Source organism: Peribacillus simplex NBRC 15720 = DSM 1321 (assembly GCF_002243645.1).
In the GTDB taxonomy this organism is placed as follows: Bacteria; Bacillota; Bacilli; order Bacillales; family DSM-1321; genus Peribacillus; species Peribacillus simplex.
The window spans coordinates 414,128-427,276 of record NZ_CP017704.1 but is presented as its reverse complement, the minus strand read 5'-3'; the positions used below and the strand labels follow the sequence as shown (position 1 = coordinate 427,276).

The window sequence follows — 13,149 nt, the reverse complement described above, 5'->3', positions numbered from 1 at the left end:
AATTCAGATTCTTTTGGTTTTAATACTTATGAAATGGCTCCAGATATTATAAAGGATATAGCCAGGGAAATAGAGGCAGCAATGATTCCAACCGATACTTTCCCTTTTTCGATTTCTTTTCGAACATCTAATTTAGGCGTAGCGATTTCAAAAATAAAATAACCGACTACCATCAAGATAAATCCAATAATACCCCATACAGCTGCACCCAATAACGAATCGTTTGTGTTGACCGCAACGCTCATAATATGTGTAATCCCTAAGATCTTTCCAGCAAATTGAATAGCAACAGCGATATTCCCATTTCGTATAAGTTCAAAGTCTTTGTAAGGGGTAAGTTTTGCGAATATCCACATACAAGCAATGGACACCAAACCCAATACGACAAAATAATATAAGGTTAATAGTACTTCCTGCACATCTATAATGTTTTCAAACATATCCAATATCCTCCTTGTTATTTACCAGTTCCCGGACCACCACCACGAACAGCAGCACCATTACGAATGCCATCCGAATTCGATGATTTTTTTACGTTGCTTGTCTCACCATTTGACGAAGTACCCGTAGTAGGTGGATTCCCACTGTTACTTGAGCTCGTACCAGTAGATGTCGTTGATGAAGAACCAGTTGAAGTATATTCGTCGTCCTCATCTTCTTCATCCGGTAAGACATTATTGGCGGGGATACTAGTAGTGGACTTGTTACGAAAAGCCTTGTTATATCCCTTATAACCTATTCTTTTCTTTTTTGTTTTAGAGTCTGACTTATTCCAACCATATAAAGCAGTAGCAACTCCCAACACTCCGAGTGTTTCCATAAGAGGGAAGTCATAGCTATTTTCAGCAAAATCCTCTTCAACCACTTCTATAATCGTGTTATCTGGGTTTTCATCATCTTTCATAATATGTACAACTTCTTCGGGCGAGTCTTCTGGGTATAGAAGAAACATCTCGTCCTCACTCTTTTTGGATGAATGATCGGGTTGAGCATTCTTTTGAATCTCCCTGGCTACCTGAGAAACACTTTTACCCTCGGCCTGATAAACAGTCCCATAATCCCCTAAATCATTTTCAATCGTGTCGATTTCTTGATAATTAGAAGAAATAAAGGGCTGATTTCCACAAGCAGCTAAAAATACGGATAACGAAGTAATTATGATGGCGATTTTCTTCATTATTTTCCTCCCTGATTATTGTCTTTTATATAATAGTATATTCTTATAATAAAATCTTAAAAAAATAAATAATGGTAAAAAAAATTATAGATTGATTGGATTAGTGGAGAGAGTAATGTATCTTTTATGGAACTAAAGGGGCAGCGTAGTTGAATAATTATGTTAAACTTAAAAAACAAGTCAGAGGTGGTTGTATGAAAATATACTTGTCCTTGCTGTGGATATAAAACATTAGATGAAAAACCTCCAGGAACGTATGATATTTGTGAAATCTGTTTTTGGGAAGATGATGGTTACCAATATGAACATCCAGATGAGGATGGAGCCAATTATGTTTCCTTTAGAGAAGTACAACAAAATTTTAAAAAATTTAGGGCTAAAGGTGAAAAAAGTTTGCAGTATGTAAGAAAGCCAAATAAGTCCGATATAAAGGACCCAAATTGGAAACCGTTAGAATAAGGGTACATATAGTAATCGATTATTTTGTTGATCAACTAAAAGGTGCGTTAGTTCCATTGGGCACGAAAAGAGACCACAATATTATCTCAGCAGTTTATTATATTGATAAAGGAAGAATAACTTAATCTACTACTATAATGAAGTAAGTCTTTAAAAGGGAAGTGATAGTTAAATGCTTTATATAAGCGATATCGAAAAGATAATTAATAACACATTAAATGAGCACAATTTGGATATTATTTATGAATTTGACAATAATCTAAGTGCACCTATGAGTTATAACGTATCGACCAATACTATAAAATTCAATTACCTTCAAGTTAACGGTTATAAAGGGAAAATTAGAATTAAAGAGACAGAGGAAAACTTTGTTAAAATTATTCTTTATCGTATGATTGGTTATTATTTAGATTTTAAGAAAAACAAACATGATTTAAGGATTTTAATGTATGGTCACGAAGAAGAAAAAGAAAAGCTAAAATCTGAAATAGAAACTAATGCTTGGGATTATGGGAGAACATTAATACCTGAACAACTATTGGAGTCATATGATAAAGTTCGTGAATTAGATAAAATGCTAATAAATTAATGTACTCTAAGAAAATGGTGACCCGACTTTAAACTAAAACAAGAAAAAGAAGCCTCCTAGGAAAATCTCTCTGGAGCTGACTTTTTAGTGAAAATTAAACTGATATCCAATAAGACAAGACCCAGAGAAAGAGGAGTTGTCTTAGAAAGCTTGATAAATAAACAAATAGAAAATGAAGTTCAAAGTTCGTGCTCAATTTTTAAGAGAAAACATGGAAAAGCATATCGATTACTTGACTAAAGAAATACACTGGACTGAACATACTTCTGAAGAAAGGTTTTAATGAACAACATATACTAGATAAAGAGGAAAGTGAATTATTGTTGAGGTGGGCTACAGAGAACGATTGCGTTGATAAGTATTATGACCTGCTCATCCAACAATTTGCTCATAGCAGTAATTTCGATACAGCAGACCATAATTACGATGTTTTTATCCAACCAAACTTGATGCAATTTAATCGAGAACAATTTCTTGCTATATATGATGGTATTAACAGAAGCCGTCAATGTTATGCGCATAGATTTGGACGCTTAGTGCTATCATTGTAAATTCGGTTTTATTAATATTTCCTTTTGTATATATGATTTTAGGAACAGTGATATTTGGTGTTTAAGTTTTTGATAATACTGATGACCTTTCTTCAATTAACAGGTGCTTTACTTCAATAAGAGAGTTGCTTTGGCAGCTCTTTTTTGTATGAAAATATATTCGTAAAAGGCCATACAAAATAAGCCCACCATATTCTAATTTTTTGAAGGACGTAAATGTGCCATATCGTTATATTAACTGGTTATGCAGTTTGTTGTTCAGATGGAGCGATTGTATAGCCTTTCTTTTTTAGGTATTCGATCATTTTTAATTCTTTGTTATTTTGTTTTTCTTCAAGGTAATTTGAACCTAGTTCATGATAGGGTTCTCCTGTTTTTAAGATGTTATAAGCGATCGTTAATAGTAAATGAGCAGAAGCGATTCGTCCCTTCATTTTTCCCTGGCGTTTGGTAATCCTTTTTCGATGTGAAGCAATTCGATTATTTTGCCTTGATGTCGCTAGTACACACTCTACAGCCATCGTTTTCAAAGCTTTGTTACCTTGTGTGGTTTTACTCGTTTTTTTTTACCAGCACTTTCGTAATTTCCGGGACTCACACCAGCCCAAGAGGCAAGATGTTTAGCCGACTTAAATACGGACATATCAACGCCCATCTCTGCAATAAAAGTAGCTGCGGCAGCTTTGTTAACACCAGGTATACCATCCAATAATTCTACTTCCTTACGATATGGGGACAGGAGTTGATCGATTTGTTTTTCCAATTCTTCTATGGCTTTTTCTAAATAACTCATATGCTCCCAATGGTAACGCAACATATCACGGTGATGACGGCGAATACGACCATTAATTGCATTTGCAATGTCAGTAATACTTGCTTTTGTTCGCCAATCCACCATTTTTCGAAGACCATCGGTCTCTATTTTTTCACCGTTTAGAATCGCTTCAAGGATACGGCGTCCCGATACACCAAAAATGTCTGATAATACGGATGTTAGCTTGATATTAGCATCTTGAAGAATTTTGTGAATGCGATTCTGCTCTGAAGTGCGATGATGAATCAATTTTTTTCGATAACGAGTAAGATCTCGTAAATCACGAATATCCTCCGGTGGAACAAAATTACTTTCAATAAGTCCACATCTTAGAAGCTTGGCAAGCCATTCGGCATCTTTCACATCAGTTTTACGACCTGGAACATTTTTGACATGTCTGGCATTGGCAAGAACAAGGTGAAAAGAACCCTCAAGTATATTCCATATTGGTTTCCAATAGACTCCGGTACTTTCCATCACAATATCGGATACCTGAAGGGTAGCTAGCCAATCACTTAAAGCCAAGAGTCCCGTTGTTGTAGTTGAAAACGTTTCAATAGAGGTTTTTGGCTTTTTATCTAATGGACCAAATAATACACAGGCTACTACTGTTTCTTGGTGTACATCTAGGCCAGCACACCGTTCAATCATTGCTTCCATAGGAGAATCACCTCAAAAAAAATTAACAATACATATGACAGGAGATTTGTTACAAAAATTTTTGTATACGTACTAGCAGTACACTAAATGGTTCTTCAATACTGTCACAACCAGTTTCTTATACAGGGTATCTTCCTTAAGATCCACCAAAAAAAGTTCAGCCTGGTTGTATTGTTATCATCCATTATCGTCAAGGAGTTAAAGGGTTAGACTCTATTTTGAGTTTAGATTTTCGTAGTAGATGGTGGCGGCGAGGAGCGCCGTCATAGGAGTTTCTTATGGAACTATCGTGGCAGGTAGTTCAACAATTTATTTGATTTTTTTGGTAATATCTATAGAGAGATGGAGAGGAATTATGATGAATAAAAATACTGTTTCATTGTTATGCCTATCTACTGCTTCTATTGCAGGAGGTATGGCACTAAAAGATATTTTTGATTATTCAATGATTATTGGAGTTGGTTTAGCGATAGTATCTTTATTAGCTGCTGGGTTTTCGCTTGGGAAAAATAATTCAGATAATTAAATTGTTTGTTTAGCTAAAGGGTGCTTTCCTTCAATTAGGTTGATTTAAGGCATAAAAAGTATTTTCTGGTTTAATTCATTATATATAGGTAAAAGGTGATACACTTTGTTTAAAAATAATAACTTGACGTTTGTATTCTTAATGCTTTCAGTATTCAGCTTTACATTCGGAAACGTAATATATTTCCTTTGGGAATACTCTACTTATGGGTCGCTTCTAGGTTTTACTTTCTTACTAATTAAGATGTTTTACTTTTGAGTTAATACTTGTATGAGTATTAACTCTTTTGTTTGTTCAGTATTAACTAGAAATTTAGTAATGCAACCTTGGTTTTTTGTCATTAGTTACAAGTCTTCATTCTATTATTTATATAACATTGGAGAATCTATTAATAAAAACTAATTATGGTAAAATGTAGATAGATTATTAAATAAGTAGAAGTAGATTGGAGAATGGAATAAATGAAATCAATCTTTTTAAGGGCAGGATTATTAACGTGTTTATTACTCGGTTTGGATTATGAAGAAACCTCTGCCGCGTCAGAATGGTCCTCTAAATGCTCTGGTGTAATTAAGCAAAATGTCAATCCCGATTTTCAGCATATTAACTGCTTACTGACGAATGCAGCTTTGGATGCAGAAATCCCTCCTGAAGTTGTAAAGGCTGTGGCTTGGAGAGAAAGTTATTGGGTGCAATTCATAGCGCCGGGCAAACCTAACATCTCCTCTGATGATGGAATCGGTATCATGCAGGTTACAGATATACCAGAGGGGTACGACGAGAATGAGAAATTAACATACAAAGAGAAATTAAAATACGATATTACCTTCAATATCGAGGAGGGCGTCAAAATCCTCAACGAAAAGTACGATTATCTCGATAACAATACTCTTCCAAAAATACAAGGCGCAGGAAGACAGGAAATAGAAAATTGGTATTTCCCTATAATGGCGTACAATGGTACTAAATCTATTAACGGAACTGTATATCAGAGTAGTGGATTGAAAAATACAAACGCTTATCAAGAAGAAGTCTTTTCTTCTATTGAAAATGACAGTTTCTTAAAAGATACTCAATTAGCACAATTTCCATTTAAGAAAGAGCACTTCTCATACGACCCTAAAACCAACAAAATTAATTTTTTACAGAAAACCTTTACACTAGTGGACCCATTGCATACTTCTGTCTACTTTGTAAAAAACGGGCAAGATGTAGTCGTAACAGGAGGGAATAGGTATTTAAGAGCACAGCCTGCTGCTTCCAGTGAGATAAATTATATAGCTCCAAAAAATACTTTATTGGAAATCACAGGAGAATTGGCATATACCTTAAAAACAGAGAAAACAGCAAATGCAAATCAGTTTGTCTGGTTTCATGTTAAAACGAAAGATGGGAAATCAACTGGTTATATTTCCTCTGCTTATATTAAAAAGCGAGATTCGTCTTGGACACCACCTGTAGATAACGCAGCTCCTGCATTACCAAAAGTGAATGAAGTAACAGATAAAACGACGAATATTATAGGGGAAAGCGAACCTGGTTCCATCCTTATGGTTAAAGCCGGTACACCAGTAATAGGGGCTACTACAACAAGTACCGATGGTAAATTCACCGTCCGAATATCCAAACAAAAAGCTGGAACAAAACTAACCGTCACAGCTACTGATAAAGCAGGAAACACAAGTGAGGCAAAAGATTTAACGGTTAAAGATGCAACAGCGCCGTCTATTCCAAGCGTTAATGCTATCTATGATTATTCGACTACTATTACTGGTAAAGCTGAAACCAATGCAAAAGTATATGCGATGGTGGGAAGCAAGATAATCGGGGAAACAACAGCAAAAGATGGTGCTTATACCATTAAGATAGCTAAGCAAAAAGCTGGTACATCCATTATTGTGTATGCAGTTGATGTAGCAAGAAATAAGAGCGCAACTAAATCGGTTAAAGTAATCGATAAAACAGCTCCATCTACCCCAAGTGTCAATACCGTCTATGATTATTCGACTTCTATTACGGGTAAAGCCGAAACCAATGCAAACGTATATGCCATGGTAGGTAGCAGGAAAATCGGGGAAACAACAGCAAAAAGCGGTTCGTATACCATGAAGATTTCGAAGCAAAAAGCCGAAACATCCATTGCGGTTTATGCCAAAGATGTCTCAGGGAACAAAAGCTCCAGTAAAACCGTTAAGGTGATGGATAAAACAGCTCCACCTGTCCCAACCGTTAATAAAATAACGAGCAAGACCGTAACCGTTACTGGTAAGAGTGAAAAAGGCGCATCCATATATATTTACAATGGAAGCAAGAAAATCGGACAAGGTGTAGTAGATAGCCGAGGCAATTATAAAGTGAAAATCAAGGCACAAAAGAAGGGTTCTACTATAAAGGTTTACGCTCAAGATAAATTAGGTAACAAGAGTAAAAGTAAAACAACGAAGGTAAGCTAATATTAACCAAAGACAATATCAAAAGCGGTAATACTTCTCCAAGTATTACCGTTCTTTTTTTGTATATTCTATTAAACAATAATGTTGGTTCAATAGATTAATAGAACAGATTCAACGCTTAATACAAAAAGGAGCTGCTACTTATAATTCTAATCATTCATCTGTAAGGATATAAGAGCCGCAAAGATGCTTATCGAGAATATGTGGATGCGAGGGAAGAATTGAAATCATGGGGCGGTGGCGGTTCGAGCGATGAAGTATCCATTACAAAGTTAGCCAATGCAAAATTAATTTCTATCCTCCGCTATCATGAGTTTTATGAAACAGTCAAGAAGGATGGTAGCCAACATCGAAAGCGGGCTAAGAATCCTATCGAACATCCACTTCCTTCAATTGACCAAGGAAAGCGTTTGGTTGATTGTACTACCGATTTATCATCTTATGAAATAGCATGTGGCTAACATGTTGGTTAAGGTAAATGACAAGGCTACAAGTGCATTCATGCAACAGATTAGACGCAGATTGTCTATATTGGAGCGTCCGTTGGTTACTGCAAGAGGGAAGGAAAAAGCTATATATATGCTAATTTTAACCCTAAGTATGCCCAATATGCTTTAACCATCCTTCGTACTTTCTACAACTTCTGTTTGCCATACAATTCATGGGATAAAGTGAAGGCTATACCAGCTCAAAGATTGGGAATTGCCGATAAACAATTTACGATGAAGGATATTATTTATTTTAAGTAGGTTCTGTTATCTTTCGTTGTTGATTTACTTTATTAAACTATTGGGAAGTTTTGTTTAACAAGTTGTAAATTTAACATTTTAAAATAAGAGCATTTCTTTGTAATGAGAAATGCTTTTTATTTTTGTAAAAATTAAAAGGATATAATAATAACAATAATAATATAATTAAAAACGATATTAGTTTATTGTAAAACAATAAATTATGTGTTAGAGTCATTTTATTATTAAATCAGTGAGGTGCTTTAAATGAATGTTAAACAAGGTTCAACCACTTTCTTAAAGGTAATTATTTTTCTGATTGGAATTGCGATGCTTGCTTTATGTATCTATTGGTTGCCTGAGATAGCCATTAAAGATGCAAAGGTACATCCAGATACGGCTTATTTCCTAATCCCCTTTTTAGTATGTGCATATGGATTCTGTATTACGTTTTCTGTTGCGTTGTATCAAGCATTTAAACTACTAACCTATATCGAAAAAAACAATGCTTTCTCTGAATTATCCCTTAAATCTTTGAAGGTTATAAAAAAATGTGCTTTTACAGTCATTTTCCTCATTCTGTTAGGAATAGTAAGCTTAAAGGTGCTTGCTAAAATCACAGGAGACGACCCAGCAGGTCCTATATCACTAAGTCTAATGGGTATTTTAGCAACAAGTATCATCGCAGCCATTGTGGATGCACTTCAAAAGCCATTAAAAAATGTCCCAGATATTAAGTCAAAAAATGATTAACGGTTTGAGAAAATTTAATTAACGAGGTACTTTTTATGAAACAAGTTACGACACTCTTTTTAAAGCTAGCTGTTATTTTTATAGGAATCCCAGTTCTTGCATTGTGCATATTTTTAGTGCCCCATATGGCGAATTTCGCAGCAATATTGTATCCAAATATTGCCCCAATGAAATATCTCGTTTTCATCGTGATGTATGGAGCGGCTGTGCCTTTTTACTTTGCTCTCTATCAGGCTTTCAATCTTTTACGGTACATTGACGAGAACACAGCGTTCTCGGAATTATCTGTAAAGGCGTTAAAGAACATAAAGTGCTGTGCGATTACAATCAGTGGTTTGTATGTATTAGGTTTGCCACTCTTTCATTTTATAGCGAAGAAAGTTGACCCTCCTATTGTATTAATGGGACTCATCATCATTTTTGCTTCGTTGGTTATCGCCGTTTTTGCTGCTATCCTCCAACGGCTTCTACAAGAAGCGATTAACATAAAATCAGAAAATGATTTGACGGTCTGAGGTGGAGGATATGGAAATTATTATTAATATTGATGTGATGTTAGCAAAACGAAAAATGAGCGTAACGGAGCTTTCTGAGAGGGTTGGAAGGAATTACTATGGCGAATCTTTCCATTCTGAAAAATGGGAAAGCAAAAGCGGTTCGTTTTTCAACATTAGAAGCGATATGTAAGACTTTGGATTGTCAGCCGGGTGATATTTTGGAGTACAAAAGCGATGAGGACACTCAATAAAAACAGACAACAAATATATTTAACTAACGGGAGTCGATAGAGAATTTAAGGGATAGCCATTAAGCTATCCCTTCTTTCGCGTTTATTGATGTTATTTACTCAGAGAATTCCATTGATATTAGTGACAAAAAACATGATGTGATTTGCAATGTTTGCACCTCAAAAGGGAACCCGTTACAACAATGTTGAGTACCTTTTTTCGTTATGCCTTTTATGTTTCAATCTTCTATATAAAAATATCAATGCATTGTTCTACAGTTGTAGCAGAGGCTAACTGTTTAGCTTTTGTAGCCAATACTTCTGCCGGTTCTGTATCGAGTATAACACCAAATAAGTTTTCTATTTCATCCAAGCTTTTTTCTAAACGGGTAGAGATGATTGAAATCGCAATTCCTTTGACAAGTCTGTGTTCTGCCATTTTAGTACTCACTTGAATCACCCCTTCTAATAAACTTAAATACCTATATTCGCTTATCCAAGTATTAATTCCTTTTAAGAAAAGAATTTGTCGAAAAATAAATCGACACCATTTACTTAATAATTGGCTATGTTTGCGCTGGTTTGGTTTTTAACTTTTTTTGTTCTATTGAGTAATATAATTAATATATGATTTTAATTTAGGTTTGAAAATAATGGAAAAAGAAGAAATAAAACAAATTATTCGGGATACCGGTGACAAAGGAAACCGGTCATAAGCAACTTCTTAAATTAACTAGGTGCTCCAACAAAGCGGTATTAGCTTTTGACTCTTTAACCGATATTTAATTTATTACCAAGTATAAAGGACCATTGCATGTTCCTTTTTTTATGTCTTGTCCGTTCAAAAGCAACAATGTTATAGAATACAGCCTTTAAAATATGTTAGCTGTATTTAAAACTCCAAAACTAGCAATTTTATTACAAACCACAACATTTTCTCTTAATCCTTGCTCTAATATGATACGTTTTGCTTTCATTTATAATTTAAATGTTGGGAATCGTCGGAAATTGTTAATATCTTTAGTGGGAAATATAGGATAATATATAATTAGAATCATTTGGGACAACTTCGGTGGCTAAGCATGAGATGGAGGGATATAAGTGAGACAGACTTTAGACAAAATGAGCGGATTTTCATTATATGATGACATATCCATACTAGAATTAGTGCGTAAGGGTGATATCGATTCATATGAATATTTGATAAGAAAATACCGAAGTTTAGTTCAAGCCAAAGCCAGACAATATTTTTTGGTTGGAGCAGAAAAAGAGGATATTTTTCAAGAAGGTATGATTGGTCTTTATAAAGCCATCCGTGATTTTAAATCGGACAAACAGAGTTCATTCAAGAGCTTTGCAGAACTTTGTATCAAAAGACAAATCATAACAGCAATCAAAACAGCCTCCCGCCAGAAACACACTCCCTTAAACTCCTATATCTCTTTGGACAAACCTATTTATGATGATGATTCGGGCCATACACTGATTGATAAATTACCAAGCGAAGTAATGGACCCGATTACCTTACTCATCGACAGGGAAAAAGCCATTGATATTGAGTTAAAAATGTCGGAAATCCTAAGCGAATTAGAAAAGACCGTATTAGCTCTTTATATAGATGGTGAAACGTATCAAGAAATTTCATTAAAACTAAACACTCATGTTAAATCTATAGATAATGCCCTGCAACGAACTAAAAAGAAACTTGGGAAATATCTAGACAATAGAGAACTAGTCATTTAATTGAACCGAAACAAAAAGGACGGCAGCTTCCGTCCTTTTTCATCATTAATTTAAACATTTTATCACATTAAAAAGGTTTACCCACAACTTGTTTTTAGGTAGCATGTTTTCATTGACAAGAGTGGGAAAGGGACTACAACTTCTATAGAGATACATTAAAAGCAACTATTGAAAGAAAAAGAAATACACCCTATTGTACAATCATTCCTTGATGTATTAAATGACAAAGATGAATCTAGGTGGGAGTCTGTACTTGAAGAATTAACGTATCTAATGAATAAGCAAGAAAAAGTTACAAAAGACTTTGCTTTGTTTACACGACTTGAGGTAATTGCGCCTAAAACAGCAGCGATGATTGTTGATTTCCTCTCAAAGTATGTACCGATTCCTCAAGAAGTTCATAAGTCTTGGGGACTAAAATCTTTACATGATTGGATGACAGAAAATCAAAACCTTGAAGCGGAACGAATAGAAAACAACATCAAATCTGAACAAGATTATCAAAAGAAATTAATTACATCAATAGTGTCAAGTTCTACTTGGTTAAATCAAATTAATGGAATAACTGAATCACAAAAGAGAGCTCTTGTAGCTTGGAAAAACTTTATAAAGCGTTATGGTAAAGGGACTGGTAATAACAAACGATATTTAGCTGATGCGCGTAAAGAAATGGAAAAGGCTCAATCAGCGATTCCTGTATGGATTATACCGGTCAATCAAGTGATTGAAAACTTTCCAATTTATAACGATAAATTACGGTAATAAAGTTTTATATTGTTCCATTAAATCACCTGCATATAAGCTTGTTATCATTAAGAAAATGGCAAGCCCAATGTATAATGAGAACCAGATGACTTTTGTTTTGAGACTAGATGAGTAATAGGATTTCTCTTTATCCCTAATTTCAGTTTGTTCTTGCACTTCTTTAAAGAACGTTGCTACTATTCGTTCATACGTGCCTATATTTTCAAAATCGGTCGGTCCGTACTGGTATTCATTCGAATTAGCAGCATCCATTAAGGACCTATAAATATTTAATTTTACCTCGGTCAGCTGTTTTTCTTTTAGCTTATTATCATCAAATAGCGGGATATGCCATCTCTTCATGTTGTTAAACTTTTCATGTAGTTGGCTTAATTCCATATTCCAAATATTAACCAGGCGAATTTTTTCTTCATCTGTTGCACCTGCATATTGTTCTAGTTGCCTTAAACCAAATTGATTCAATTCAATGATGTTGTCTCTTTGATTTCTGGTTGTCTCGCTACGGAATTCTTTCCACCACTTAGAAATACCCAATAATAAGAAAAGAATTAAAAATGGATTTGGATGGAGAAACAAATATACAACCATCCCGATAATCCCTAATACCCAAAGCTTTGTGGAGATGACTCCCACTATACGTCCTCCATCAAGAGGATGCACAGGCATTAGATTAAATAGGTTAATCATGGCTCCAAGTGTAATAACTAAAAGCCAAAATGGATTTTCCGTCATCATAAATAGGGGAATGGCTGGTAGAAATGCTAATGTACCTAATAAAGGACCTCCGAAGGCAAGATAAGCTTCTTGGTTAGCATTCTTGGGTTCTTCTTTAAGGGCAATTAACGCTCCGACAAACGGGATGAAAATGGCATTGGATGTTTTGATGCCTTTTCTCTTAGCAGCAAGTAAATGCCCCATTTCATGGATGTAAATTAGATAGACTAGGGCTAAGGCAAATTTCCAACCGTAAACCAAGGCATAAGCTCCTAATGAAACGAAAATAGAAATCAGAGAACCTACTTTTGCTATTTTCAATAGCGCAAACAACCATTTCATTTTCCCCAGGAAGAATAACCCGATTGCCCCCAAACTTAACCATCCTTTATTCGATTTAGATTCTTTCAAAATGTACCTCCTAGAGTATATGGGAAAACAGATGACCCCAGTGACACTATGTCTATCTGAGCTCCTTCTTGATTTATCA

Annotated in this window: 14 protein-coding genes and 2 pseudogenes; 10 read left to right on the top strand and 6 right to left on the bottom strand. The window is 34.9% G+C overall.

Annotation, left to right across the window (positions count from 1 at the left end; all coding sequences use genetic code 11):
* Window positions 1-26: 26 nt before the first annotated feature.
* Complete coding sequence (locus BS1321_RS01940; protein WP_063236478.1) at window positions 27-440, bottom strand: DUF350 domain-containing protein; 414 nt, start codon at window positions 438-440, stop codon at window positions 27-29.
* Between the two features lie 17 nt (window positions 441-457).
* The gene (locus BS1321_RS01935; protein ID WP_063236477.1) at window positions 458-1,177 is read right to left on the bottom strand and encodes a DUF4247 domain-containing protein; all 720 of its coding nucleotides are present in this window, start codon (window positions 1,175-1,177) and stop codon (window positions 458-460) included.
* A gap of 198 nt (window positions 1,178-1,375) precedes the next feature.
* On the opposite strand from BS1321_RS01935, the pseudogene BS1321_RS01930 reads away from it, so the two are divergent.
* Window positions 1,376-1,636 (top strand): annotated as a pseudogene (locus BS1321_RS01930) (CPCC family cysteine-rich protein); the annotation flags it as partial.
* A 172-nt stretch (window positions 1,637-1,808) separates the two neighbouring features.
* Window positions 1,809-2,225 carry a hypothetical protein gene (locus BS1321_RS01925; RefSeq protein WP_094246560.1) on the top strand — a complete coding sequence of 139 codons (417 nt, stop codon included), beginning with the start codon at window positions 1,809-1,811 and terminating at the stop codon, window positions 2,223-2,225.
* Window positions 2,226-3,018: 793 nt separating this feature from the next.
* Here BS1321_RS01925 and BS1321_RS28040 read toward each other — a convergent pair.
* On the bottom strand, window positions 3,019-3,306 hold the full coding sequence (locus tag BS1321_RS28040; RefSeq protein WP_063236593.1) for a hypothetical protein: 288 nt from the start codon (window positions 3,304-3,306) through the stop codon (window positions 3,019-3,021).
* Entirely contained in the window at window positions 3,303-4,250 is a 948-nt protein-coding gene (locus BS1321_RS01915) for an IS110 family RNA-guided transposase (RefSeq protein WP_232522694.1), read from the bottom strand. Before BS1321_RS01915 ends, BS1321_RS28040 begins: the two co-directional genes overlap by 4 nt.
* 358 nt (window positions 4,251-4,608) lie before the next feature.
* Here BS1321_RS01915 and BS1321_RS27275 point away from each other — a divergent pair, with 358 nt between their 5' ends.
* The 6 genes and pseudogenes from BS1321_RS27275 (at window position 4,609) to BS1321_RS01890 (ending at window position 9,458) form a co-directional block, all read left to right on the top strand.
* Window positions 4,609-4,776, top strand: a complete 168-nt coding sequence (locus tag BS1321_RS27275) for a hypothetical protein (protein WP_155726549.1) — start codon at window positions 4,609-4,611, stop codon at window positions 4,774-4,776.
* Window positions 4,777-5,237: 461 nt separating this feature from the next.
* Window positions 5,238-7,229: an Ig-like domain-containing protein gene (locus tag BS1321_RS01910; RefSeq protein WP_069981796.1), complete on the top strand. Its 1,992-nt coding sequence runs from the start codon at window positions 5,238-5,240 to the stop codon at window positions 7,227-7,229.
* A gap of 221 nt (window positions 7,230-7,450) precedes the next feature.
* Window positions 7,451-7,690 (top strand): hypothetical protein, encoded by a 240-nt coding sequence (locus BS1321_RS01905; protein ID WP_155726548.1) that lies wholly within the window; start codon window positions 7,451-7,453, stop codon window positions 7,688-7,690.
* A gap of 534 nt (window positions 7,691-8,224) precedes the next feature.
* The gene (locus BS1321_RS01900) at window positions 8,225-8,710 is read left to right on the top strand and encodes a DUF2975 domain-containing protein (protein ID WP_057217112.1); all 486 of its coding nucleotides are present in this window, start codon (window positions 8,225-8,227) and stop codon (window positions 8,708-8,710) included.
* A gap of 35 nt (window positions 8,711-8,745) precedes the next feature.
* Window positions 8,746-9,225, top strand: a complete 480-nt coding sequence (locus BS1321_RS01895) for a DUF2975 domain-containing protein (protein ID WP_063236317.1) — start codon at window positions 8,746-8,748, stop codon at window positions 9,223-9,225.
* A gap of 10 nt (window positions 9,226-9,235) precedes the next feature.
* Window positions 9,236-9,458 (top strand): annotated as a pseudogene (locus BS1321_RS01890) (helix-turn-helix domain-containing protein).
* 226 nt (window positions 9,459-9,684) lie between these two features.
* On the opposite strand, the gene BS1321_RS01885 reads toward BS1321_RS01890, so the two are convergent.
* A complete protein-coding gene (locus tag BS1321_RS01885) occupies window positions 9,685-9,888 on the bottom strand; it encodes a hypothetical protein (RefSeq protein WP_063236316.1) in 204 nt (67 codons plus the stop codon).
* Window positions 9,889-10,559: 671 nt separating this feature from the next.
* On the opposite strand from BS1321_RS01885, the gene sigH reads away from it, so the two are divergent.
* Together sigH and BS1321_RS01875 are read left to right on the top strand one after the other, a co-directional pair.
* Complete coding sequence (gene sigH, locus BS1321_RS01880) at window positions 10,560-11,180, top strand: RNA polymerase sporulation sigma factor SigH (RefSeq protein WP_063236320.1); 621 nt, start codon at window positions 10,560-10,562, stop codon at window positions 11,178-11,180.
* Window positions 11,181-11,348: 168 nt separating this feature from the next.
* Window positions 11,349-11,942, top strand: coding sequence for a hypothetical protein (locus BS1321_RS01875; RefSeq protein WP_063236315.1), 594 nt, complete (start codon window positions 11,349-11,351; stop codon window positions 11,940-11,942).
* Here the strand turns inward: BS1321_RS01875 and BS1321_RS01870 are convergent.
* Complete coding sequence (locus BS1321_RS01870; protein WP_063236314.1) at window positions 11,934-13,070, bottom strand: site-2 protease family protein; 1,137 nt, start codon at window positions 13,068-13,070, stop codon at window positions 11,934-11,936. The genes BS1321_RS01875 and BS1321_RS01870 overlap by 9 nt on opposite strands.
* Between the last annotated feature and the right edge of the window lie 79 nt (window positions 13,071-13,149).